This window comes from Leucobacter sp. GX24907 (assembly GCF_053567335.1).
In genome coordinates this window covers 375,473-399,541 of the sequence record NZ_JBSGPD010000002.1, presented here as the reverse complement: position 1 = coordinate 399,541, position 24,069 = coordinate 375,473, and the positions used below count along the sequence as shown (strand labels likewise).

Annotated in this window: 24 protein-coding genes; 20 read left to right on the top strand and 4 right to left on the bottom strand. The window is 65.8% G+C overall.

The genetic code is table 11. The annotated features are described in order from the left end of the window. Positions 1-34 precede the first annotated feature (34 nt). From ACUYV6_RS04740 to ACUYV6_RS04700, 9 genes are all read left to right on the top strand, one after another. Positions 35-943, top strand: a complete 909-nt coding sequence (locus ACUYV6_RS04740) for a 3-hydroxyacyl-CoA dehydrogenase (protein ID WP_449277490.1) — start codon at positions 35-37, stop codon at positions 941-943. Between the two features lie 40 nt (positions 944-983). After that, positions 984-2,564: a signal recognition particle protein gene (gene ffh, locus ACUYV6_RS04735; RefSeq protein ID WP_449277489.1), complete on the top strand. Its 1,581-nt coding sequence runs from the start codon at positions 984-986 to the stop codon at positions 2,562-2,564. A 155-nt stretch (positions 2,565-2,719) separates the two neighbouring features. Continuing rightward, the gene (gene rpsP / locus ACUYV6_RS04730) at positions 2,720-3,151 is read left to right on the top strand and encodes a 30S ribosomal protein S16 (protein ID WP_449277488.1); all 432 of its coding nucleotides are present in this window, start codon (positions 2,720-2,722) and stop codon (positions 3,149-3,151) included. 4 nt (positions 3,152-3,155) lie between these two features. Continuing rightward, complete coding sequence (locus ACUYV6_RS04725; RefSeq protein WP_449277487.1) at positions 3,156-3,470, top strand: RNA-binding protein; 315 nt, start codon at positions 3,156-3,158, stop codon at positions 3,468-3,470. After that, positions 3,470-4,060 (top strand): ribosome maturation factor RimM, encoded by a 591-nt coding sequence (rimM, locus tag ACUYV6_RS04720; protein ID WP_449277486.1) that lies wholly within the window; start codon positions 3,470-3,472, stop codon positions 4,058-4,060. Before ACUYV6_RS04725 ends, rimM begins: the two co-directional genes overlap by 1 nt. Next, on the top strand, positions 4,057-4,794 hold the full coding sequence (gene trmD / locus ACUYV6_RS04715; RefSeq protein WP_449277485.1) for a tRNA (guanosine(37)-N1)-methyltransferase TrmD: 738 nt from the start codon (positions 4,057-4,059) through the stop codon (positions 4,792-4,794). The genes rimM and trmD overlap by 4 nt, the downstream gene beginning before the upstream one ends. A 37-nt stretch (positions 4,795-4,831) precedes the next feature. Then, positions 4,832-6,169 (top strand): MurT ligase domain-containing protein, encoded by a 1,338-nt coding sequence (locus tag ACUYV6_RS04710; protein ID WP_449277484.1) that lies wholly within the window; start codon positions 4,832-4,834, stop codon positions 6,167-6,169. Further along, entirely contained in the window at positions 6,166-6,891 is a 726-nt protein-coding gene (locus tag ACUYV6_RS04705; protein ID WP_449277483.1) for a type 1 glutamine amidotransferase, read from the top strand. The genes ACUYV6_RS04710 and ACUYV6_RS04705 overlap by 4 nt, the downstream gene beginning before the upstream one ends. 117 nt (positions 6,892-7,008) lie before the next feature. Beyond that, complete coding sequence (locus ACUYV6_RS04700) at positions 7,009-7,566, top strand: YceI family protein (protein ID WP_449277482.1); 558 nt, start codon at positions 7,009-7,011, stop codon at positions 7,564-7,566. Positions 7,567-7,585: 19 nt separating this feature from the next. Here the strand turns inward: ACUYV6_RS04700 and ACUYV6_RS04695 are convergent, their stop codons facing one another. Then, positions 7,586-8,623 (bottom strand): FUSC family protein, encoded by a 1,038-nt coding sequence (locus ACUYV6_RS04695; RefSeq protein ID WP_449277481.1) that lies wholly within the window; start codon positions 8,621-8,623, stop codon positions 7,586-7,588. A gap of 47 nt (positions 8,624-8,670) precedes the next feature. Continuing rightward, positions 8,671-9,720: an App1 family protein gene (locus ACUYV6_RS04690; protein WP_449277480.1), complete on the bottom strand. Its 1,050-nt coding sequence runs from the start codon at positions 9,718-9,720 to the stop codon at positions 8,671-8,673. Between the two features lie 158 nt (positions 9,721-9,878). Here ACUYV6_RS04690 and ACUYV6_RS04685 point away from each other — a divergent pair, with 158 nt between their 5' ends. From ACUYV6_RS04685 to cydC, 6 genes are all read left to right on the top strand, one after another. Then, the gene (locus ACUYV6_RS04685; protein WP_449277479.1) at positions 9,879-11,066 is read left to right on the top strand and encodes a CE1758 family FMN-dependent luciferase-like monooxygenase; all 1,188 of its coding nucleotides are present in this window, start codon (positions 9,879-9,881) and stop codon (positions 11,064-11,066) included. A 31-nt stretch (positions 11,067-11,097) separates the two neighbouring features. Further along, positions 11,098-11,568: a MarR family winged helix-turn-helix transcriptional regulator gene (locus ACUYV6_RS04680; RefSeq protein WP_449277478.1), complete on the top strand. Its 471-nt coding sequence runs from the start codon at positions 11,098-11,100 to the stop codon at positions 11,566-11,568. A gap of 187 nt (positions 11,569-11,755) precedes the next feature. Continuing rightward, on the top strand, positions 11,756-13,201 hold the full coding sequence (locus ACUYV6_RS04675; RefSeq protein WP_449277477.1) for a cytochrome ubiquinol oxidase subunit I: 1,446 nt from the start codon (positions 11,756-11,758) through the stop codon (positions 13,199-13,201). A 12-nt stretch (positions 13,202-13,213) separates the two neighbouring features. Continuing rightward, positions 13,214-14,242: a cytochrome d ubiquinol oxidase subunit II gene (gene cydB, locus ACUYV6_RS04670; RefSeq protein ID WP_449277476.1), complete on the top strand. Its 1,029-nt coding sequence runs from the start codon at positions 13,214-13,216 to the stop codon at positions 14,240-14,242. A gap of 54 nt (positions 14,243-14,296) precedes the next feature. Next, positions 14,297-16,006, top strand: coding sequence for a thiol reductant ABC exporter subunit CydD (gene cydD / locus ACUYV6_RS04665; RefSeq protein WP_449277475.1), 1,710 nt, complete (start codon positions 14,297-14,299; stop codon positions 16,004-16,006). Next, positions 16,003-17,739, top strand: coding sequence for a thiol reductant ABC exporter subunit CydC (gene cydC, locus ACUYV6_RS04660; protein WP_449277474.1), 1,737 nt, complete (start codon positions 16,003-16,005; stop codon positions 17,737-17,739). Before cydD ends, cydC begins: the two co-directional genes overlap by 4 nt. On the opposite strand, the gene ACUYV6_RS04655 is transcribed toward cydC, so the two are convergent. Together ACUYV6_RS04655 and ACUYV6_RS04650 are read right to left on the bottom strand one after the other, a co-directional pair. After that, positions 17,736-17,954, bottom strand: coding sequence for a hypothetical protein (locus tag ACUYV6_RS04655; RefSeq protein WP_449277473.1), 219 nt, complete (start codon positions 17,952-17,954; stop codon positions 17,736-17,738). The genes cydC and ACUYV6_RS04655 overlap by 4 nt on opposite strands. A 2-nt stretch (positions 17,955-17,956) precedes the next feature. After that, a complete protein-coding gene (locus tag ACUYV6_RS04650) occupies positions 17,957-18,967 on the bottom strand; it encodes an SPFH domain-containing protein (RefSeq protein WP_449277472.1) in 1,011 nt (336 codons plus the stop codon). Between the two features lie 175 nt (positions 18,968-19,142). Here ACUYV6_RS04650 and ACUYV6_RS04645 point away from each other — a divergent pair, with 175 nt between their 5' ends. The 5 genes from ACUYV6_RS04645 to ACUYV6_RS04625 are packed head-to-tail and all read left to right on the top strand — an operon-like array spanning position 19,143 to position 24,067. Next, positions 19,143-20,183, top strand: coding sequence for a FecCD family ABC transporter permease (locus ACUYV6_RS04645; protein WP_449277471.1), 1,041 nt, complete (start codon positions 19,143-19,145; stop codon positions 20,181-20,183). Further along, positions 20,180-21,259 carry a FecCD family ABC transporter permease gene (locus ACUYV6_RS04640; RefSeq protein ID WP_449277470.1) on the top strand — a complete coding sequence of 360 codons (1,080 nt, stop codon included), beginning with the start codon at positions 20,180-20,182 and terminating at the stop codon, positions 21,257-21,259. The genes ACUYV6_RS04645 and ACUYV6_RS04640 overlap by 4 nt, the downstream gene beginning before the upstream one ends. Further along, positions 21,256-22,137 (top strand): ABC transporter ATP-binding protein, encoded by an 882-nt coding sequence (locus ACUYV6_RS04635; RefSeq protein WP_449277469.1) that lies wholly within the window; start codon positions 21,256-21,258, stop codon positions 22,135-22,137. Before ACUYV6_RS04640 ends, ACUYV6_RS04635 begins: the two co-directional genes overlap by 4 nt. Then, positions 22,134-23,132, top strand: coding sequence for an iron-siderophore ABC transporter substrate-binding protein (locus ACUYV6_RS04630; protein ID WP_449277468.1), 999 nt, complete (start codon positions 22,134-22,136; stop codon positions 23,130-23,132). Before ACUYV6_RS04635 ends, ACUYV6_RS04630 begins: the two co-directional genes overlap by 4 nt. An 8-nt stretch (positions 23,133-23,140) precedes the next feature. Further along, complete coding sequence (locus ACUYV6_RS04625) at positions 23,141-24,067, top strand: siderophore-interacting protein (RefSeq protein ID WP_449277467.1); 927 nt, start codon at positions 23,141-23,143, stop codon at positions 24,065-24,067. Positions 24,068-24,069: the final 2 nt, after the last annotated feature.

The following is a 24,069-nucleotide window of genomic DNA, read 5'->3' as shown; positions in this document are numbered from 1 at the left end:
AGAACAGTAGGTGAGGCCTGACGGCCTGCCGTAGGTGGCGACCGCCGGACCGGATCAGCGCCCGCAGGGCGGAACATTCGAGAAAGGCAGAACATTGCAGAACCTCACCGTACTCGGCACCGGAGTGCTCGGCTCGCAGATCATCTTCCAGGCTGCATACTCGGGCAAGGACGTCGTCGCCTACGATGTGAACGATGAGATCCTCGGGAAGCTCGCGGATCGCTGGGAGTACCTGAAGCCTCTCTACCTGCGGGATCTTCCAGATGCGACGTCTGCGAAGCTCGATGCCGCGGTGGGTCGGATCCGCACCTCCGCGAACCTCGCGGATGCCGTGCAGGACGCCGACATCATCATCGAGGCAGTGCCGGAGCGTCTGGACATCAAGCAGCAGACTTGGGAGAAGGTGGCCGCGGTAGCTCCGGAAGCGACGATCTTCTGCACCAATTCTTCGACCCTGCTCCCCAGCGATATCGCACCCTTCACCGGTCGTCCTGAGAAGTTCCTCGCGCTCCACTTCGCGAACGAGGTGTGGGCAAAGAACACCGGCGAGGTCATGGGGCATGCCGGCACCGACTCCGAGGTATTCGAGAGAGTCGCGCAGTTCGCCGAGGAGATCGGTATGGTGCCGATCCGCATCCACAAGGAGCAGCCGGGCTACGTACTCAACTCGCTGCTCGTCCCCTTCCTGAACGCCGGGGCCGCGCTCTTCGTGAAGGGCATCGCGTCACCGGAAGACATCGACAAGACTTGGAAGATCGCAACGGGTTCGCCGAACGGCCCCTTCGAGATCTTCGACGTTGTGGGTATGACGACCCCGTACAACCTCAGCAAGGAGAGCGACGACCCGGTGCAGCGCGAGTTCGCCGAGATCCTGAAGCGCGACTACATCGACAAGGGGTACCTGGGCAAGGGCTCGGGGCGTGGCTTCTACAGTTACGAGTAGGTCGCTGACGCCAGGGTGAGCCGGGTAGACTGTCCCCGCTATGGCTACTTTCGGAAACCTCTCCGCTCGACTCACCGAGACCTTCAAGAACCTGCGTTCGAAGGGCAAGCTCTCGGCCGCCGACGTCGACGGCACCGTTCGCGAGATCCGTCGGGCGCTGCTCGAAGCGGACGTCGCGCTCGACGTCGTCAAGGAGTTCACCGGCAAGGTGCGCGAGCGCGCGCTCGGCGATGAGGTGAACCAGGCGCTGAACCCGGCGCAGCAGGTCGTGCAGATCGTGAACGAGGAGCTGGTCGGCATTCTGGGCGGCGAACAGCGTCGTCTGCAGTTTGCGAAGAACCCACCGACCGTGATCATGCTCGCGGGCTTGCAGGGTGCTGGTAAGACGACGCTGGCCGGCAAGCTGGCCAAGTGGCTCAAGGGGCAGGGGCATACGCCGTTGCTCGTCGCGTGCGACCTGCAGCGCCCGAACGCGGTCACGCAGCTCGGCGTCGTCGCCGAACAGGCCGGCGCCGCGATCTACGCTCCGCACCCGGGGAACACCGGAGCTGAGGGGGACGCCGTCGACGGCGATCCGGTGAAGGTGGCTCGGGAGGGCGTCGCCGAAGCGAAGCGCAGCCAGTACGACTTCGTGATCGTCGATACTGCGGGCCGACTCGGTGTCGATGCCGAACTCATGCAGCAGGCCGGCGATATCCGTCAGGCGATCGATCCCGACGAGGTACTGTTCGTCATCGACGCGATGATCGGTCAAGACGCGGTCGCCACCGCGAAGGCCTTCCAAGAGGGCGTCGACTTCACCGGAGTCGTGCTCACCAAGCTCGATGGAGATGCGCGAGGCGGCGCCGCTCTTTCGATCCGCTCCGTCACCGGTCGGCCGATCCTCTTCGCGTCTACGGGTGAGGGGCTCGGTGATTTCGAGCCGTTCTACCCGGACCGTATGGCGAGTCGCATCCTTGACCTCGGCGACATCCTGACGCTCATCGAGCAGGCCCAGCAGGCCTTCGATGAAGACGAAGCGAAGAAGGTCGCGGAGAAGATCGCGAGGGACGCGTTCACACTCGACGACTTCCTGGGTCAGATGCAGCAGCTGCGCAAGGCCGGCTCGCTCAAGAAGATGATGGGCATGCTGCCCGGCATGGGCAAGATGAAGGATCAGCTCGACAACTTCGACGAGCGTGAGATCGTCCGCACCGAGGCCATCATCCAGTCGATGACGAAGGCCGAGCGCGAGAACCCCAAGCTGCTCAACGGCTCGCGCCGACTGCGCATCGCCAAGGGTTCGGGCATGACCGTCACCGACGTGAACCAGCTCGTGCAGCGCTTCGAACAGGCAGCGAAGATGATGAAGACCGTGGCCCGCGGCGGTGTCCCGCAGATCCCCGGAATGGGGCCGATGCCCGGTGCCGGCCACGGCGGCAAGAAGAAGCAGCAGGCGAAGGGCAAGGGGAAGGGCGCGAAGCGCTCGGGCAACCCGGCCAAGCGCGCGCAACAGGTCACGGGTGCCCCGGCGGCCACACCGAACGGGGGCGGATTCGGGATCGGTGCGGGCGGTGCTGCGCAGCCGAGCGAGGAGGATCTCGCGCAGTTGCAACAGATGCTCGGACGTGGATTGCGGTAGTCAATCCTTCGGTCTGAAGTACAAAACCCCTGATCGTGACAAAAATTGCGATTTGCTCTGCGATGTGCCAAGATTGACGGGTTCGCGCAAACTCGCGCGTTAGGCTTCCGCACCGAACCGGTGCGGCGTCAGTTCACTCACTCAAGGAGTCATTCATGGCTGTCAAGATCCGTCTGAAGCGCCTCGGCAAGATCCGTGCGCCCTACTACCGCATCGTCGTCGCCGACTCGCGCACCAAGCGCGACGGTCGCGTGATCGAGGAGATCGGCAAGTACCACCCGACCGAGAACCCCTCGTTCATCGAGGTTGATTCCGATCGTGCGCAGTACTGGCTCAGCGTCGGTGCCCAGCCGACCGAGCAGGTAGCCGCGATCCTGAAGCTCACCGGTGACTGGGGCAAGTTCTCGGGCGAGGGCAACACCGAGTCGGTTGTGAAGCCGGTCGAGCCGAAGCCTGTCTTCGAGGCCGACGCCGCCAAGAAGCCGGTGCTGCGTCCGAAGGCGGAGAAGCCCGCCGCTCCCGCTGCAGAGGCTGCCGCTGAGGAAGCTCCGGCCGCTGAGGCCGAGACCGAGAACGCCGAGGCCTGATCTCATGTCGGCACCCGCGCTCGCTGAGGCGCTCGAGCATCTCGTGAAGGGGATCGTCGATCACCCCGATCAAGCGCGCGTGAGCACCCGTGAGAGTTCGCGCGGCGAGACCCTCGAAGTCCGGGTGCACCCGAACGATCTGGGGCGCGTCATCGGCCGCGGTGGGCGGACCGCCCAGGCCCTGCGCACAGTGATCGGATCGCTCTCCAATGGGGATCGCGTACGCATCGATGTGATCGATACCGCGGAAGAGAACGGTGCAGCCGATCACGATGGAGCCGACCGCGATGCGGCCGACTCTCTCGGAGGCGCTGCCTGATGGCCGATGCGCCAAAGCGCGTGCATGCTCCCCGACCCGCTTGCGGGGCGGGGAGTTTGCGCGTTGGACGCCTGACCAAGCCGCACGGGTTGAAGGGCGGGCTCAAACTCGAGCTCTTCACCGATAACCCTGAGTTGCGCTTCACGCCAGGAGCCGTCTTCCACCTGCAAGTTCCCGAGGATTCGGACTGGTTCGGGCGCACGATCGAGTTGCGCGAACTCCGGTGGTTCAATGAATCGCCGGTGGGGTTCTTCCGTGAGATCGCCGACCGCACCGCGGCCGAGAGCGCCGTTCGGGCGATCCTCTGGATCGACGAGCAGACCGTGGAGCAGGGCGAAGAGGAGAACGCCTGGTACCACCACCAGCTCGTCGGCCTCGAGGTGCGCCGCGACGGCGTGGCCGTGGGCAAGGTGACCGAGGTGCAGCACCTGCCCGCGCAGGATCTGCTGACGGTCTCGACCGATCGTGGAGACGTACTGGTCCCGTTCGTGGAGGCCATCGTTCCCGAGGTCGACCTCGCTGCCGGCATCGTGACGGTCACCCCACCCGATGGTCTCTTCGAAGAATCGGTTGAGGGAGACTCCGAGTGAGGATCGATGCGATCACGATCTTCCCCGGCTACTTCGACGCACTCGAGCTTTCGTTGCTGGGCAAGGCGAAGCAACGGGGCCTGATCGACGTTCGCGTGCACGACCTACGGCAGGCAGCCCATGATCGTCATCGCACGGTCGACGACACCCCGACGGGTGGCGGCGCCGGCATGGTCATGAAACCGGAGCCCTGGGGGGAGACACTCGACGGGATTCTTGCGGATTCGGAAACGGGAGCGGATCCTCTCATCATCTTCCCCTCGCCCGCGGGTGAGGTCTTCACTCAGAAGATGGCGCGTGAGTTGGCGCATGAGCAGCACCTCGTGTTCGGCTGTGGACGATACGAAGGCATCGACCAGCGAGTGTTCGATGAATACGCCGAACGCGGCCGTGTTCGCCTCGTGAGCGTCGGCGACTATGTGCTGAATGGGGGAGAGGTCGCTTCGCTCGCGATGATCGAGGCAATCGGGCGCCTCGTCCCCGGCGTCGTCGGCAACCCCGACAGCCTCGTCGAAGAGTCGCATGAAGAAGACGGTCTGCTCGAGTACCCGAGTTACACCAAACCGGCCTCATGGCGCGGGCGCGAGGCACCCGCTGTACTGCTCAGCGGTAATCACGCCGCAATCGAAGCCTGGCGCCACGAGCAGCGTGTCGAACGGACCAGACGCGTGCGACCGGACCTGTTGCCGCGGGAGCTGCGAGGCGGATCCCCGGGTCGGCACGCTGCCGACTGAGCCGAGTACACGGACGACGCGACGATAGGCTTGACCCATGCGCGATCTCATCTCCGCCGTCACCGGGAAAGCTGTTCGGCAGGCGGCGAGGCTGCGTGGCGGAGGGTCGGCACTGCCCGGTCTGGTCGTTGAGAAGATCGACCCCGGGTTCCTCTCCCGAGTGCTGAGGCGTCTGCCTTACGGGGTCGTGGCGGTGAGCGGTACCAACGGCAAGACCACCACGACCAAGATGATCGTCGAGATGCTCGAGGCACAGGGGCTTCGCGTCTTCACGAACCGCACGGGGTCGAACTTCTCAAGGGGCATCGTCGCGGCGATCGTGCAGGAGTGCTCCATGTCGGGCGAGCTTGATGCCGACATCGCGGTGCTCGAATTGGATGAAGCCCATGCGATGTACTTCATCGACCGGGTGCGACCGCATCACACGCTCCTGCTCAACGTGCTGCGCGATCAGCTCGACCGATTCGGTGAGATCGACACGACTGCGAAGCTGCTGCAACGCATCGCCGACGCGACGACGACGGGCCTAGTGGTCAATCGCGAGGACCGTTTGGTCGCGGCAATCGGTGAAGTCGCCCGTGAGCGGGTGGCTCGTGGCGAGGCCGGCCCTGAGGTGCGCGGTTTCGGGCTGTCAGACGAGCTGCTCTCGACCTTCCCGAGCGACGATGACTTCCACACCGACATTGCGGCGATCGTCGCAGAGCGGCCGCCTGCAGATGTCACGCTGATCGAGGTGGGTGATCACGAAGCCGTCTTTCGTATCGACGGGGTCGATTACCGGACATCGCTCAAGCTCGAAGGGCTCTACAACACGTTCAACGCGGCGGCCGCACTCGCAACAGTGCGATCGGTCGTCGAGCACGGGGCGACCGCGGGCTTGGCCGCAGATCACCGGGCGCTGTCGGTGACCGATGAGCAACTCATCGCAGCTCTCGCCGAGGTGCGGCCGGCATTCGGCCGAGGTGAGCAGCTCGTGCTCGACGGGCATCCGCTCGAACTCGTGCTCGTCAAGAACCCCGCCGGCTTTCGGCTCGGTCTCGCCTCCTTCGACCCCGCCGGAGTCGACGTCATGATCGCGATCAACGACCAGTACGCGGACGGTCGCGACATGTCGTGGCTCTGGGACGTGGATTTCGCCTCCCTCGCCGAGTCCGGGGTCGATACCGTGACGGGCACTCGCGCCTGGGACATGGCGCTCAGGCTCGAACACGACGACGTGCCGGTCGGTCACGTGGAGGAGGACCTGGTCCGGGCGCTCTCGGGGTTCCGGGAACGAACCGGGAGTCGCCCACGACGTATCTACTGCACCTACACGGCAATGCTGGGGCTGCGGAAGCACCTGGCCGAACTGACGGACGTGGAGGATATCTGGTGAGCACCCCATCTGAGCTCGTGATCGTCTCGTTGTATCCCCGAGACATGAACATCTACGGGGATCGCGGCAACGTTCTCGCGCTGACGCGCAGAGCTCGAGCCCACGGTTTCGAGCCGCGGGTCGTCGAGGTGAACCCGGGCGATGCTTTGCCCGAGCAGATGGACATCATCATCGGCGGAGGCGGGCAGGACTCAGGGCAGGGCCGGGTCGCGGTGGATCTCGCCTTGAAGGGTGATGAGATCCGCGCTCACGCGACCGACGGCATGCCGATGCTCATGATCTGCGGCCTCTACCAGCTGTTCGGGCATCGCTTCGTCACGCATACGGGGGAGGAGCTCACCGGCATCGGCGTGCTCGACGTCGAGACGCGGGGCGGAACCGAACGGATGATCGGCAACATCGTGCTCGACACCGAGGAGTTCGGGGAGGTCATCGGCTACGAGAATCACAGCGGCAACACAGTGCTGAGAGACGGCTCCCGGCCACTCGGACGCGTGGTGCAGGGGGAGGGGAACCATCCCGGGGCCGGCGTCGAGGGGGCGCGCTCAGAGAATGTGATCGGAAGCTACCTGCACGGATCTCTGCTTCCCAAGAACCCCGCGGTGTCCGACTTCCTGATCGGCGAGGCCGCGAGGCGACGCTACGGATCTTTCGAGGCGCGCGCTGCGGTCGACGAGACGGCGATGCGGGCCCGAGCGAGCGCGAAGCGTCGCCCTCGGTGACGAGCGGGATCCGGCCCCAAGAAAATTTTTATATGCGCGGGAATATAAATTTGACTGCCTGAGTTGTCTTGGTGTGAGGTCGTCGGAGGGCGGCCGTAACCAGTAGAAAGGCACTCCATGAGCATCACCGCAGAGCAGATCCCCGGTTACCGCGTCGGCACCTGGAAGGTCGACCCCACCCACTCTGAGGTCGGCTTCTCCATTCGCCACCTGGCTATCAGCAAGGTGCGAGGTAAGTTCGAGCAGTTCGAGGCCACGATCACGACCGCGGAGAACCCCCTCGAGTCGAACGTGAGCGCGAGCGCCGAGGTCGCCTCGGTGAACACGAACCAGAAGGATCGCGACGGGCACCTGCGCACTGGCGACTTCTTCGAGGCCGAGAAGTACCCGCAGCTGACGTTCGTCTCGACAGGTGTGCGAGCCGAAGGCGGAGACTTCAAGGTCGACGGCGAGCTCTCGATGCGCGGCGTCACCAAGCCGGTCACGTTCGACCTTGAGGTCGGCGGCTTCGGCGAGGATCCCTACGGCAACTACAAGGTCGGCTTCACCGCGACCGCAGTGGTCAAGCGGGAGGACTTCGGCCTGACCTGGAACGCTCCGCTCGAGAAGGGCGGCCTGCTGCTCGGCTCGGACGTGACCGTCACTCTGGACGTGCAGGCGGCCCTCGAGCAGTAAGCCACTGTGCCGGCCGAACTCAGCTCAGTTCGCCCGTGATCCGGCCCCGTACCCGTCGCAGGTCCTCCATCAGTGAACCGATGAGGATCCAGTGCTCCGGGTGCGGGGTCGGAATCGTATAGGGCGCGGTAAGCGCCCGCGGCTCGTCGTGCTGCCCGGCAGTCGCCTGGGCGGTGCCCGGCAGCGGGTCGACGAGCAATGAGAGGTCGTGCGCGGCGCGCCGCATTTCTTCGACCATGCCGATCACCGACGGATCCTCCGATAACTCCGGGTCGTAGAGGTCGTACAGCGCACGCGCCATTCCGATGATCTGCGTCACAATCGGTTGCAACCGCTGGAACAGCGCGTCATCAGCAGCCACGAGTTCTCGGTAACGCGGGCCACGCGGATTCAAGCGCAGACTGTCCCGTGCTTCCCGCAACAGCGCGTGCACGCGCGATCGCTCATCATCGAGGGCGCGGGCCTGGTCGTACATGCCGTCGAGCCAGGGTTCGTCTCGCGGTTCGGCCAGCGCATCAGCGAGCCCGTTCAGCGCCTCCGAGGCGTGAACCGCGAGCCGCGCAATCGCCGAGTGCATTGATGATGTTCGTACCGGAGGCACGACGAGCGCATTCACCACGATGCCGATGGTCGCACCGATGGCCGTCTCGATGATGCGTTCGAAGCCGTAGCCGAGTTGGAGCCCGCCGAGGGCGATCATCAACAGGGCGGTGATCGCGATCTGGTTGCTGGAGGACCCCGTCATGCGCAGCAACCAGCCGATGGTGAGTGCGACGAAGATGGCGGCGATGAAGAGCCAGGAGCGTGGCCCGAACAGCGCGCCGGCGCCGACTGCCACCGAGACCCCGAGCAGCACGCCGACGAACCGTTCCACACCGCGCGTGAGCGATTGATCGACGCTTTCCTGCACGCAGAGGAGCGCGGCGATGGCCCCGAAAATGGGAGGTTGCTCGGGGAATACGAGCAGGCAGACGAACCACGTGATGATCGATGCGGCGCTCGTCTTGAAGACCTGTATCAGCGGGATCCGCTGGGACGAGGTGAAACGTTCCGTCATGCGGCGCTCGAACCTCAGCCAGGGCGCAGTAGGCGGTCCCGTCCGGTTCACAGCAGACCGAGCCTCTGGAGTTCTTCTCGAATCGTTGCGCCGTCGGGGCCGTAGACCCACGGGACACCGCTCACACTGCGGTGCAGGTTCGCTTTGGAGCGACCACCTGCAAGCACCGCCTGTCCGGTCGAGAGCTGCCGGATCGCGACGGCTGCGACGTTCTGCGGGTATTCGGTCGCGAACTCCCGGTACAGCATTTCATCGTGCTGACCGTCGTCGCCGATGAGCACCCATTTGATGTCGGGAAACTCGCGGACGATGCGACGCAGCTCCCGACGCTTGTGCTCGCGACCGCTGCGGAACCAACGATCATGAGTCGGACCCCAATCGGTGAGGAGCAGCGGTCCCATGGGATACAGGTTTCGAGTCAAGAAGCGGGTGAGTGCGGGAGCTGCGTTCCAGGGGCCCGTCGACAGGTAGATGACCGGTGAACCCGGGTGAGCCGCGACGAGGTGATCCAGCATCACGGCCATGCCGGGTGTCGCGGTACGGGCGTGCTCGTCGACGACGAAGCTGTTCCAGGCTGCGACGAACGGCTTCGGCAGCGCGGTGTTCACGATCGTGTCGTCGACGTCTGAGATGACGCCGAAGCGCGATTCCGGATTCACGACGTAGACGGGCGCGTCGGCACGCTCGCCCTCGTCGGCCTGCAGGGTCACCGTGTGCCAGCCGGGAGCAAGGCTCACCGGGATGTTCGCGTCGACGACACCGCCCCGGTCGGCGATCACGCGGGTCACCGGCTCACCGTCGAGGTGGATGCCGACAGGCTGATGCGGCACGTGCAGACTGGTGAAGCTGCGCCAGCCGCGCACGCGAGAGAGCGAGTTGCCGTCGGAGCGCAGCCGTGAGTGCTCGCGGGTGCTCGGCTTCAGGTACAGCACCCGGCCGAGTACCCGGATCCAATCGGTGCTGCCATAGCCGACATACGGAATGACTGACGGGAACTTCCCGCGGGCCAATGCTCGCTTCTGGCGTCTCGCGTGGAGACTGTCCTCGAACCTGGCCGCGAAGCGCGGGCGTGCATCGTGCTGCTCGGGCGAGGTCATTCCCCAAGTCTAGGGCAGCGGGCAAGCGGGTATTCAGTCGATTGAGGATCGGAAACTCGGGCCGGGAATAGCCCCGCGAAACGATGCGTTACAATTACATGCGAGCGCATATAAATTCTCACCGGGGCGGGATCGCCCCTGATTGGATGTGGGGCACCATGGAATTCGGGATCTTCTCGGTCAGCGACGTCACGCGCGACCCCGTGAGCGGCGAGACGCCGAGCGAGGCCGAGCGCATCGAAGGGCTCGCACGCATTGCCGTGCATGCGGAGGAGGTCGGGCTCGACGTCTTCGCGATCGGTGAGCATCACAACCCGCCGTTCTTCTCATCCAGCCCGACCACATTCCTCGCCTACATCGCGGCCCAGACCGAGCGGCTGAAGCTGAGCACCAGTACGACGCTCATCACGACGAATGACCCGGTGCGCATCGCTGAGGAATACGCGATGCTGCAGCACCTCTCCCGCGGGCGCATGGACCTGATGCTGGGACGCGGCAATACTGCTCCGGTCTACCCGTGGTTCGGGAAAGACATCCGTTCGGCGCTGCCGCTCGCACTCGAGAACTACAACCTGCTGCATCGCCTGTGGCGCGAGGATGCCGTCGACTACGACGGCAACTTCCGTACCCCGCTGCAAGGATTCACGAGCACTCCGCGACCGCTTGACGACGTGCCGCCGTTCGTGTGGCACGGCTCGATTCGCACGCCCGAGATCGCGGAGCAGGCCGCCTACTACGGCGACGGCTTCTTCGCGAACCACATCTTCGCGCCGAGCGAGCATTCGTTGCGCCTCATCGACTTCTACCGTCGTCGCTACGAGCACCACGGGCACGGCGCCGCCGCGCAGGCGATCGTGGGTCTCGGCGGGCAGACCTTCATCGCGAAGAAGTCGCAGGACGCCATCGAAGGGTTCCGGCCCTACTTCAACGAGGCACCGGTCTACGGTCACGGTCCGCGCATGGAGGACTTCATGCGCCAGACTCCGCTCTCGGTCGGAAGCCCTCAGGAAGTGATCGACAAGACCCTCTCGTTCCGAGAGACCTTCGGCGATTACCAGCGGCAGATGTTCTTGATCGACCATGCGGGTCTCCCGCTGAAGACCGTGCTGGAGCAACTGGACCTCCTCGGTGATGAAGTCGTGCCGGTGCTGCGTCGGGAACTCGCCGCACGGCGGGATCCCGCCGTGCCGGAGACCGCGCCCACCCACTCCCAGCTGGTCCGTGCGAAGTACGGGGATGCCGCGCCTCGGCAGCCGCGGCCCAGTGCGAACCGGGGCGACAACGTGACCGGCGGGTCGCCGTACCTCGACACGGAGCAGCGCAGTGGCTCGGCATTCGGGCTGTGACGAAGAGCGTCGAGTCGATGAGGGCGGAGCGATGAACGAGAACCCTGCAATGGCCAAAGGCCGTGCCGATGTCCGCCTCGCGAACGAGGCGTGGGAGGCGGTGATGCAGGCGCACGCGCGGCTCACCGCACGTTTCGCCGAAGACGGTGTGTTCGCAGACCTGAGCATGCGGGAGTACGACGTCCTCTACACACTCGCGAAGGGCGGCGAGGCGATGCGCCTCTGCGAGGTGCAGGAGGGCGTGCTGCTGAGCCAGCCGGCACTGTCGCGCCTGGTTGATCGATTGGTCTCGCGCGGTCTGCTCGAGCGATGGGTTGATGCAACCGACCGTCGTGCGGTGCGAATCTCCCTCTCGGAACAGGGTGCGAAGGTGCAGCGGGAGGTCGGACGACGTCACGCGAGAAGCGTCGCACGGGAGCTCGGAGGCGCGCTATCCGCGGACGAACTCCGTGATCTCCGGGCTCTCGCCTCAAAGCTCACGGACGCGGTCTGTCACATTTGACTCGACATCGAATCGCATTTGACTTGACGTCGAAGCGCATTCGCAGGGAATTCTCAGAATAGGTAAAATTGGAGCGACCGGTCGCCGACCGGTCGCTCCGGCGAGAATCACCATCTTGTCCCGGATCTCACTATGGGAGTGACGAGGCCTCCCAGTGAGGTCTGCGCTCAAGCTCTGGGAGCTCCACGTGAACGAATTTCTTGATCCGCTCACTCTTGCCCGCTGGCAATTCGGGCTGACGACGCTGTACCACTTCATCTTCGTGCCGCTCACGATCGGCCTCAGCCTGCTGGTGGCCATCCTGCAGACGGTCTGGGTGCGTACCGGTAAGACGAAGTACCTGCGTCTCACGCGTCTCTACGGCAAGATCTTCCTCATCAACTTCGCCATGGGGGTCGTCACCGGCATCGTGCAGGAGTTCCAGTTCGGCATGAACTGGTCGAACTACTCGCGTTTCGTCGGTGACATCTTCGGCGCCCCGCTGGCCATGGAGGGCCTCATCGCCTTCTTCTTCGAGGCCACCTTCATCGGTGTGTGGATCTTCGGTTGGGACAAGCTGCCGAAGAAGATCCACGTGCTGTCGATCTGGTTCGTCTGGATCGGCACGGTGTTCTCCGCGTACTTCATCCTCGCGGCCAACGCGTTCATGCAGAACCCCGACGGGTTCAGGCTGAATGAGGAGCGTGGGCGTGCAGAGCTCGAGAGCATCGGATCCGTGCTCCTCAACCCGGTCGCCCTGACGCAGTTTCCGCACACGATCTTCGCGGCGATCATGTTCGCCGGCGTCGTCATGGTGGCGGTGGCGGCCTGGCATCTGCAGCGCGGCCAGTTCGTCGACGAGATGCGCACGAGTCTGCGCTTCGGCGCCTGGGCGAACATCCTCGCCTTCCTCGGAGTGGGACTCACGGGTCATACCCTCGGCGAAGTGATGACGCAGACGCAGCCGATGAAGATGGCCGCGGCCGAGGCGCTCTATGAGACCGCCTCGGGTCGAGACGCGTCGTTCTCGATCTTCAGCCTCGGCACACCGGACGGCATGCACGAGATCTTCTCGATCAGGATCCCGTACCTCCTGTCATTCCTCTCCAATGGCACCTTCGATGGCACCGTCGAGGGGATCCGTGACCTGCAGGCCGAGTACGAAGCCCTCTACTGCGGTACGGATAGCCTCATCACCTGCCCGGCCGATGGCAGCTTCACCCCGATCATCTGGGTCACGTACTGGAGCTTCCGGTGGATGATCGGCCTCGGCGCGTTCGCCGCATTCGTCTCCGCCGTGGGGCTCTGGCTGACGCGCAAGCATACCGAGCTGCCGAAGTGGGCCTGGAAGATCGCGATCTGGACGGCTCCGGTGCCGATGCTCGCATCGCTCGTCGGATGGGTCTTCACCGAGATGGGACGACAGCCGTGGATCGTGTTCGGCATGATGACGACGGAGCAGGGGGTCTCGCCTGGAGTGCCCGGATGGGCCGTGCTCATCTCACTCATCGTCTTCACCCTCGTCTATGGCGGCCTCGCTGTCGTCGAGTTCAAGCTCATCACCCGTGCCGCAAAGGAGGGGCCGCCTGAGATCGCCACGGTCGACGGCGATGGCTCCGATCCCGATCAGCAGCAGCTGGCGACGGTCTACTAGGAAGGCAGGACAGTGGAACTCACCACCCTTTGGTTCTTGATCGTCGGCGTGATGTTGATCGGGTACTTCGTGCTCGACGGCTTTGACTTCGGAGTGGGCATGGCCCTCCCGTTCCTCGGCAAGGACGACACCGATCGTCGGGTTGTGATCAATACGATCGGCCCGGTGTGGGATCTCAACGAGACCTGGCTCATCGTGGCCGGCGCTTGCCTCTTCGCGGCCTTCCCGGAGTGGTACGCGACGATGTTCTCCGGCTTCTACCTAGCGCTGCTCCTGATCCTCGTCGCCCTCATCTTGCGCGGTGTCTCCTTCGAGTATCGGCATCAGGGCAAGGGCGAGCAATGGACGGGATGGTTCGATCGCTTCATCGTCTTCGGCTCGTTCCTGCCGCCGCTGCTCTGGGGTACGGCGTTCGCGAACCTTGCGCAGGGCCTGCCGATCTCACGGCTCGACAACGGAGGCTGGATCTACGAGGGCACACTGTTCACCCTGCTCAATCCTTACGGTCTCGTGGGCGGGGTCGCCGTCACGCTGCTCTGCTTCACCCACGGTGCGGTCTTCGTCGCGTTGAAGACCGATGGCGACATCAGAGTGCGGGCGCGTGCGCTCGCCAAACGTGTTGGGCTTGCAGCGATCGTTGCCGGGGCCGGCTTCTTGGTCTGGACGGTCGTGCAGCACCTCGAAAGCCCCACCCTGCCGCTCGTGGCGGCCTGCGCGGGCTTCGCAGCGCTGGCGCTCGTGTTCGCGTGGGTGATGAACACGGTCGGGCGCGAAGGCTGGGCGTTCTTCGGGAACGCCGTCGCGATCGCCTTCGCGTTGCTGACGATCTTCATGGCGCTGTTCCCGAACCTGATGATCTCGAGCCTCGACCCCGCGGACTCGATGAGCATCAGCGGGGCCGCGAGTTCGGAGCGCACCCTGGTCTTGATGACGTGGGTCGCGCTGTTCACGATGCCGCTGGTGCTGGCCTACCAGGCATGGACCTACTGGATCTTCCGGAAGCGACTCACTCGAGAGTCGATTCCCGCAGCGGCCCACTGATCACGAGCTCCAGTCACCGGCCGTGCGGCGTCTGGGCGCTCTAGGATTGAAGCGATGAAACCATTGGATCCCCGCCTGCTCCGATACGCTCGGGCGGCGCGGGGGGTGCTGCTGGTCGGAGCAGGCCTCGGACTGCTCCGTACGGCGGCGATCCTGGCCTGGTGCTGGTGCATCGCGCAAGCACTCGCCGCGCTCGTCCTGCCGGTGCTGGGCGGTCTGGGTGGCGCAGCGGGGCGCGTCTCCGAGGGTGCTGCGGCGCAGGATCAGCTGCCGATGCTCCTCGCCGGTGCCGTTGCTGCGATCGTCGTCAGATCGCTCTCGAGCTGGGGCATGGATGTTGTCGCGGCTCGCGGCGCCATCCGTGCGAAGGCGCAGCTGAGGGCGCAGGCATTGGATCGCGTCGACGGCCGTTCCCCGGAGTGGGCTGCGACGCGGTCTGACGCTGAGAGCGCGGTCGCGCTCGGGAGAGGGCTCGATGCGCTCGACGGCTACTTCTCCGGGTACTTGCCGCAGTTGATTTTGACCGCCTTCTCGACACCGGTGCTGATTCTCATCCTGCTGCTTGCCGACCCGATGAGCGGACTCACCGTCGTCATCGTCTTCCCGGTGATACCGATCTTCATGATCCTCATCGGTCTCGCCACGCAGGCGGTGCAGGATCGGCAGTGGGAACAGCTGCAGCGTCTGTCCGCCTCGTTCCTCGATGTCGTCACCGGTCTCGCGACCCTGAAGATCTTCCGACGCGAACAGCGCCAGGTCGCGCGGATCGCCAAGGAGGCCGAGGAGTACCGCACGCGTACGATGCGGGTACTCCGGGTGACGTTCCTATCGGGGTTCGTGTTGGACCTTGCCGGAACGTTCTCGATCGCTCTGGTCGCGGTGACGGTCGGCACACGTCTGGTCGCGGGGGAGTTTCCGCTCGCGCTCGGGCTCTTCGTTCTCCTTCTGCTGCCCGAGGTATTCGTGCCGATCAGACAGGTGGGCGCGGCGTTCCACGCGTCCACCGAGGGACTCGCCGCCGCACAGCGCGTCTTCGCGCTGATCGAGGACGAATCCTGGCGCCTGTCTGAGTCCTCGCCAGCGGACTCGGCATCGACGAGCACGGTGTCGACTAGCACCGTGTCGACTAGCACCGTGTCGACGAGCGCAGCGTCGACGAGCGCAGCGTCGGTTTCGTTCGAGAGTGTCGTACTCCAGCGAGACGGACGCGCGGTGATCGGGCCGGTGTCGTTCGAGGTGGCTCCCGGTGAGGTCGTGGGGCTGGCGGGGCCATCGGGCGCCGGAAAGTCGACGCTCGTCTCCAGCGTGCTGGGCTTCCTCTCGCCGATCTCCGGCATCGTCGAACGGCCCGAAGAAGTGTCGTGGTCGGGGCAGCGGCCCGGGCTGCTTCAGGGAACTGTGGGGGAGAACGTCGCGCTCGGCGATGCCGAACCGAACCGGGAGCTGATTCGTCGCGCGCTCCACGCCGTGGGCCTGCAGGGTCTTGCCATCGACCACGCGCTCGGCGTCTCGGGCAGCGGCCTGTCCGGAGGACAGGCCCAGCGCGTCGCGATTGCGCGTTGCCTGTACCGGGCATGGGATCGGAACGCCGGCGCTCTGGTACTCGATGAGCCGACCTCCGCGCTCGACCGCGAGAGCGAAGCGCTCGTCTGCGCTGCTCTGCGGTCGGAAGCCGCGAACGGTCGAGCGGTACTCGTGGTGAGCCATCGAGAAGCCGTGCTCGATGCTGCGGATCGCGTGATCACCGTGGAGGCTGCAGCATGAGCCGCGGTACGCGTGCCGATGCGCGTGCGCGCGTGCTCTCCCGTGCCCTCCCCGGCTACTCGCGTCGCTTGCCGGGCTTCCTCTTCGGGGTGCTCGCCGATGGTTGCGTCGTCGGCCTGCTCGCGCTCAGCATGTGGCTCATCGTTCGTGCCGGCGAACAGCCGCCGATCCTGCACTTGACCTTCGCCGTCGTGGGAGTACGTGCTCTCGCGATCGGCCGGGCCGCGTTCCGGTACACGGAGCGCCTCGCGAGCCACGACGCGGCGCTTGCGCAGCTCGCGACACTGCGCAGTGAGGCATTCGCATCCCTGGTGCCCCGTGTGCCCGGAGCGGTCGAAAGCCGGCGTCGCGGTGAAGTCCTGGGGGCGTTCGTCGACGACATCGACCAGTTGCAAGACCATGCGCTGCGGGTTCGTCAGCCCATCCTGGTGAGCGTGAGCGTCGTCGGTCTGAGCGTGCTCGCGGTGGCCATCGCCTCTCCACTCGCTGCGGGTGTGCTCGTCGTGATGCTGATCGTGTCAGGCGTTCTCGCCGCCCGCCTGTCGGAGCGGTTGGCCGGCCGCAGCGATCGTGAACTCGCCACCGCGCGCGCGGCTCTGCTCGACGCCCTCCTCGAACGCTTCTCCGCAGCCGAGGTGCTCGCGGCGTTCGGGGCCGAACAGCTGCAGCGGGACCGCGTTGTTGCAGCCGAGGCGCGGCTCGCGCAGGTGCAGCTGCGCCGCAGCCGGGCCGCAGGCCTGACCGGGGCGATTCTCGCTCTGGCGTCAGGGGCCGCGACGCTCGGGACGCTCCTGCTCCTGGCGCCTCACCTCGCCGATGGCGCGGGGATCTCCGCTCCGCTCTTCGCTGCCGTCGTGATCGTTCCCGCGGCGGTATTCGAGGTCTTCGGGCAAGTGCCCGCCGCATTGGTTGCCAGACGGACTGTCGCGACCAGCGCGGATCGCGTGGCCGAACTCACCGAAGCGCCGATACCTCCAGAGATCCCTGCAGAGGCCTCGGCGGCTCGCGCGGGGAACGACCCCAGCAACGAACCCGCATTCGCCTCGAGCTCCCCGCTCGTGGAGGTGCACGACCTCTCCGTCAGGTATCCGGGCGCCGAGCGCGACGCGGTGACTGGCTTGAGCTTCGCGCTGAACGCGGGCGAGACACTGGTGGTGACGGGCGACAGCGGTGCAGGCAAGAGCACACTGGCACTTGCGCTCGTCCGACTCCTGGAATATCGAGGAACGTACCGGGTGCGCGGCGTCGAAGCGAGAGAACTCGATGCGCGCACCCTGCGCAAGACGGTCGGTCTGTGCGAGCAGAGCCCCCACCTCTTCGACTCCGATCTGCGGCAGAACCTCAAGTTTGCCCAGGCCGCAGCCGAGGAGGCGCACGGTGCATCCGAACAGCACGGTGCATCCGAACAGCACGGTGATGCTGAACTGCTCGCAGTGCTCGCCCGTGTGGGGCTCGACGACTGGTGCGCGCAGCGCGGCGGTTTGGGCGCGGCCGTCGGTGAGCGGGGTGCGCTGGTCTCGGGCGGTCAGGCGCAGCGCATCGCCCTGGCTCGGGCGATCCTGGCCGACTTCCCGGTGGTCATACTCGACGAACCGACCGCCGGAGTCGATCGAGATCTCGCCGACCGACTGCTCACGGACCTGCTGAGCGCGGTGCCCGACGATCGGGCTGTGATCCTCATCACTCACACAGACCCGCCGGCGGGTATTCGGGCGCGTCGGCTCGCGCTCTAGTCAGCCTTGCGCGGTCGCCCCCGGCCTCGCATCGGGCCGGCCCCGGGGTCGCGGCCGGCCTCGGCGAGTGCACGACGCAGGAGCACTTCGATCTGGGCGTTGACCGACCTCAGGTCGTCGGAAGCCCACTTCGCGACCGCAGCGTGCACTGCAGGGTCGAGTCGCAGCAGCACCTGCTTTCGCGAGCGTGCACCCGGGCCCTCGGTCGGAGACATGATCAGCTGTAGAGCGAGCCGGCGTTGATCACGGGAGTCGCGCGCTGCTCGCTCGTGAGCACGAGGAGCAAGTTCGAGACCATCTGCGCGCGTCGTTCGTCGTCGAGGGAGACGATGTCCTCCGACTCCAGGCGCTCCAGTGCCTGATCTACCATCGTCACGGCGCCCTCGACGATCTTCTCGCGCGCTGCGATGATGGCGCTGGCTTGCTGGCGCTGCAGCATGGCCTGGGCGATCTCCGGAGCGTAGGCGAGCGAAGAGATGCGTACCTCCACAATCTCGAGGCCGGCGATGGCCACACGGGCCGCAACCTCCTCGGCCAGTTCGTCGGAGACGAGGTCGGTGCTGCCGCGCAAGGACTGCTCGCCCGGCCCGGGCTCATCATAGGGGTGGGTCGTGGCGACGTGCCGTAGCGCCGCCTCCGCCTGGGTCTCGATGAACTCGGCGTAGGCCTCGACCGCGAACGTGGCCCTCGCCGTGTCTGCGACCTGCCACACCACGATCGCGGCGATGTGAATGGGGTTGCCGTCAGAATCGTTGACCTTCAGTTCGTTCGTCTCGAAGTTGTGCACGCGCACGGAGACCTTCTTGCCTGTCGTGAAAGGCGTGACCAGGCTGATGCCGTCGCGGCGAACCGTACCGACGTAGCGGCCGAAGAACTGCCGTACGGAGGTCTGGCCCGGCGAGACGATCGTGATCGTGGTCCATGAGAGAACCGAGAGGGGAACCAGCACGATGCCCGCAACCAGGCACGCGGCTCCGATGCCGGGTGAGGTTCCCTCATCGAGCAGTACTCCTCCGCGGATCATGAGGACGATGCCGCCGAGCAGGCCCGCGATGCTCAGTAGGAGGACGAGGATTGCGAGGCCGGAACCGATGTGCCAGGCGGGGCGCTCCGTGATGTCGACGCGGACGCCGTCGTGACCGACGGGTTCGGCTGCGGTCGGTTCGATCTCGGGGTGAGCAGGGGCCTGCTCGTGCTGTGATCCGTGCGGTGGTGGGCTGATGGTCATTGCGGGCTCCTTCAGGTTCACATTAATGGCTATAAAAAAGATATCACTTTTACGTATCGGGAGAGAAAATCGAGACCCGAAACGTCACATCGATAATCATCGGATGAAAGTGGGTTAGGGTGTCCTACAGTCCAGCTCGCGCATCGTGCGCGACCTCGAAAGCGAGGAGACGCGCTTGCCGACCACCACCGTTCCCGTCAAGGCGTCCCGTGCGTCGGCGAGCGGTTCGGCGCGGCGACTGCTGGTGATCGTGGTCGGCATCCTGCTGCTGGCGGCGCTCACACTCGCGAGCCTCCTCATCGGCTCAGGGAACATCTCCGCATCGGAGGCCTGGCGTCTCTTGGGCGACGACGACGGCAGTTCGGCAGCGCTGATCGTGCGGGAGTTCCGCGTTCCACGAACGCTGCTCGCGATCGTCGTCGGTATCGCGCTCGGCCTCGCCGGCACTGTCATCCAGGCGATCATGCGTAACCCGCTTGCCGATCCCGGGATTCTCGGGGTCAATGCGGGCGCCTACACCGCGGTCGTGTTCGCGGCGGCCTGGCTCGGCACGTCGCTCACCGGCGCCCATGTCGCGTTCTCGCTCATCGGCGCACTGGTCGCTTCGGTTGTGGTGTACGGGATCGGCACGACCGGGCTCGCGGGAGGCACACCGACAAAGCTCGTATTGACGGGCACCGCGGTCGGTGCGGTGTTGACCGGTATCAGTTTCGCGGTGACGCTGACCCGACCAGAGGTCTTCGATCGAGTCAGATTCTGGGCAGCCGGCTCGCTGCAGAACCGCCAGTTCGACACGCTCTGGGCCGTGCTGCCCTGCATCATCGTCGGCGTCGTCATCGCACTGCTGCTGCCGCGAGCGCTCAATGCGCTCGCGCTCGGCGACGATCAGGCAGTGGCACTCGGGTCGAAGCCGGCGCTGACCAAAGTCACCGGTGTGATCGCTGTGACACTCCTCTGCGGCGGGGCGACCGCCGCGGCAGGGCCGATCGCGTTCGTCGGACTGATGGTGCCCCATGCGCTCCGCAGCGTCGTCGGGCCCGATCAGCGGTGGATCGTACCGCTCGCTCTGCTCGCCTCACCGATACTGATGCTCTCGGCAGACATCGTCGGACGACTCGCGGTGTCGAGCGAGCTGCCCGCCGGGGTGGTCACAGCCTTCCTCGGGGCGCCGCTGCTCATCGCCCTCACCCGACGGAAGGGGGCGAGAGGCCTATGACCCGAGTCGACGCGCACCGGCACCGCCCTGACGGTCTCGCATGGCCGGCTTCGATCCGACCCGTGCGACTCGGCCCAGTCAGCTTGCGGGTCGAAACCCGGGCAGTCTGGTGGACTGCTGCGGCCCTCGTCGCTGCGCTCGCTGTCGCCATCTTCTCGCTCACGATCGGCAGTTCGGGCTTGGGGCTGCGAGACATGGTGCTGGCACTCGGCGGGTCGGCTGATGAGGGAACGCGGCGCATCCTGATCGAATGGCGCCTGCCCCGAGTCGTCTTCGCGCTGCTCGGCGGAGCGGCGCTCGCGATGGCGGGAGCCGTCTTCCAATCCATCACGCGCAACCCGCTCGGAAGCCCCGACATCATCGGCTTCTCCACCGGTTCCTACACCGGTGCCCTGCTCGTAACGGTCTTCGCGACCGGAAGCGCGTTGGAAACTGCGCTCGGCGCGCTCGGCGGAGGAGTACTCACGGGAGTCGCGGTCTACCTGCTGGCCTACTCGCGTGGTGTGAGCGGTATGCGCATCATCGTCGTCGGCATCGGCGTGAGTCTCTTCCTCGGCGCGTTCAACACCTGGATGCTGACGACGCTCAGAGTCGAGCAGGCCATCTCGGCCGCGAGTTGGGGCGCCGGGACACTCGCCGATATCTCCTGGGCGCACACCCTTCCGGTCGCGATCGGCACGCTCATCGGTTTCCCGATTCTGCTGAGCCTGACCGCCGACATGCGCATGCTCGAGATGGGCGATGACGCGGGGCGCGGGCTCGGTGTACGAGCCGAAGCGGTGCGAGCGAGTCTGCTCTTCACAGCGATCACACTCGTCGCGCTCGTCACGGCAGCAGCAGGGCCCATCGCGTTCGTGGCCCTCGCGGCCCCGCAGGTGGCCATGCGGGTCACGGGGACGCCCGGTGTGCGCATCGTGCCGGCAGCCGTGTTCGGTGCGTTGCTGCTTGTACTGTCCGACCTCGTCGCTCGCACGGTGATCGCGCCGGCGCAACTGCCGGTCGGTGTCGTCACGCTCTGCGTCGGCGGGGCGTACCTCGTCTGGCTGCTCGCAGCCTTCGGAAGGAGTCGGAGATGACGTCGAGGCTCGAGGCCCGAGATCTTCACACGGGGTACCGGGACCGCCCCATCATCGAGGCACTGGACCTCGAGATCCCCGATGGCGGGTTCACCGCGATCATCGGGCCGAACGGGTGCGGAAAATCGACCCTTCTGCGATCCCTCGCGCGACTGATCGTCCCCGCGACTGGCGCCGTGCTCCTCGATGGCGCTGACATCTCATCGATGGGATCGAAGCAACTGGCGAGGCAGATCGGCTTGCTGCCGCAGACCTCGGTGGCTCCCGACGGGATCACCGTCATCGACCTCGTGACGCGTGGCCGGCACCCGCACCAGAGCATGCTCAAACGATGGAGCACGGAAGACGAACGTGCGGTACGAGAGGCACTCGATCGGACGCGCCTCACCGAGCTCGCTTCGCGCGCGGTCGACGAGCTTTCTGGCGGACAGCGGCAGCGGGTATGGATCGCGATGGCATTGGCCCAGGAGACCCCGATCCTGCTGCTCGACGAACCGACCACCTACCTCGACATCTCGCACCAGATTGACGTCCTCGACCTGTGCGTGGGCCTGCAGCGCGGCGGACGTACGCTCGTCGCCGTACTGCACGACCTGAACCAGGCCGCCCGCTACGCGACGCACCTCATCGCCGTACAGGACGGCCGAGTCGTGGCGCACGGACCTCCCCACGAAGTCATGACGGCCGAGCTGCTCGACGACGTCTTCGGTGTGTCCGCCCGCATTCTCGAGGACCCGGAGACCGGCGGGCCGCTCATCGTGCCGCGAGCGCCGTCACCGGGGCGTCTCATCAGCACTCTCCCTGACCGGGCCCCGACTGCCACAACGCCTTCTGCTCCAAGCCCGAACCCGAACCGAACCGAACAGGATCTCTCATGAAACACCTCCGCACCGCGGTATTCGCAGGAATCGCGGCCATCGCTCTTGCCTTGACGGGTTGCTCCGGCGGCGCCGCAGACAATACCTCCGACGGTGAACTGCTGGGCACCGTCCCCGACACCATGTACGGCCCAGTCGAGGTGCCGCAACCGGAGGACGGCGAGCTCACCGTCGTCGCACTCGGATGGTCCGACGCCGAGGTTGCACTCGCACTCGGGGTGACCCCGGTTGCGAACGCCGACTGGCTGGGATTCGGCGAGGAAGCGAACGGCGTCGGCCCGTGGGCTCAGGACGCACTCGACGGTGCCGAGATGACGGTCTTCTCAGAGCCGTTCGGCGGGTTCGACTACGAGGCGATCCAGAGTCTCGACCCCGACCTGATTCTGAACACCCGATCTGCAGCCGACGAAGAGCAGTTCGAGCGCCTCAGCTCGATCGCTCCGACAGTATTCGCGCCCGAGGGCACCGCCGACTTCGGCGCCTCCTGGGATGCGCAGGTCACACAAGTGGCTGCAGCGCTCGGCGAAGAAGAAGCGGGCGAGGCGCTGATCGCAGAGGTCGAGCAGGGCATCTCCGATGCGGCCGACGCGCACCCGGAGTTCGCGGGCGTCACCGCAGTGACCGGCACGAAGTTCGGCGAGGCCTACGGCGCATACGTTGCGGGCGATTTCCGTTGGGATCTGCTGGAGTCGCTCGGCTTCGAGCAGAACCCCGCAGTACTCGATCTCGAGCCGAGCGGCTTCTATGCAGACCTGTCTGCAGAGCAGATCGATGCGCTCGATGCCGAGGTCGCCGTGTTCTTCCCCATCGGTTTCAGCCTTGAGGAGATGAAGGAGGATCCGCTGGTCGGTTCGCTCGATGTCGTGAAGGAGGATCGGGCCGTCTGGCTCGAGGAAGGCGATGACCTCACGCAGGCCTTCGGTGCCGCGAGTCCGCTGTCCATCCCGACCGTCGTAGACGGCCTCACCGAGCAACTCGCCGAGATCGTCGGCTAGGGAGCTCGGTGTCCCCATTCATCCTGGCCCGCGTCGCCGTCATCGAGACCGTTCGACTGTCTCCCGCGTTCACGCGGATCATATTCGGCGGCCGAGACCTGGCAGAGGTCGGAATCGGCGCCGACGGACGCGACCCTGTCTACGATCAGCGGATCAAGCTGGTGTTCCCGGCAGCATCCGGCGAACTTCCGCCGCTCGAACGTGACGCGCGCGACTGGTACGCAGACTGGAAGGCGCTGCCCGACGACGTTCGCGGCGCCATGCGCACCTACTCGATTCGCGACCTTGTCGGCCAAGGGAACGGCACCCGCGTGGTCGTCGATTTTGTGCTGCACTCGGAGTCTGGCGTGAGCGGGCCGGCATCGGCCTGGGCCGCGACGGCGCAACCCGGTGACGAGGTATATCTGCTCGCACCGCGCGCCGGGCACCGCGGTGGCGGCATCGAGTTCGCTCCGCCGGGGCTTTCCGACGCGGGCCCGGAATTGCTGCTCGTCGGCGACGAGACCGCCGCTCCCGCTATCACCCGGATCCTGTTGGACCTCCCCACGCATGCCCGTGGTCGGGCGTTCATCGAAGTGCCGCAGCACGAAGATATCCTCGAGATCGGTGCATCTTGCGGCGTCGAGGTGAGTTGGTTGGCACGAGCAGGAGCGGCGCACGGAACCAGACTCATTCCCGCGGTACTCGATGCTCTCGGCGGCGGTGCGGGCGTGCTCGGCCGCGACGAGGTAGCGGATCCGGACGAGCCGATGCTGTGGGAGACCCCGGGGGCAACGTCAGACACCGCCGAACTTGTTGGACGCTATGCCTGGATCGCGGGGGAGAGCGGCGTCGTCACGACGCTCAGGCGCCAGCTCGTGGGTGAGCTCGGCTTCGACCGGAGCGAGGTCGCCTTCATGGGCTACTGGCGCCGAGGAGTCGCGATGCGCTCCTGAAC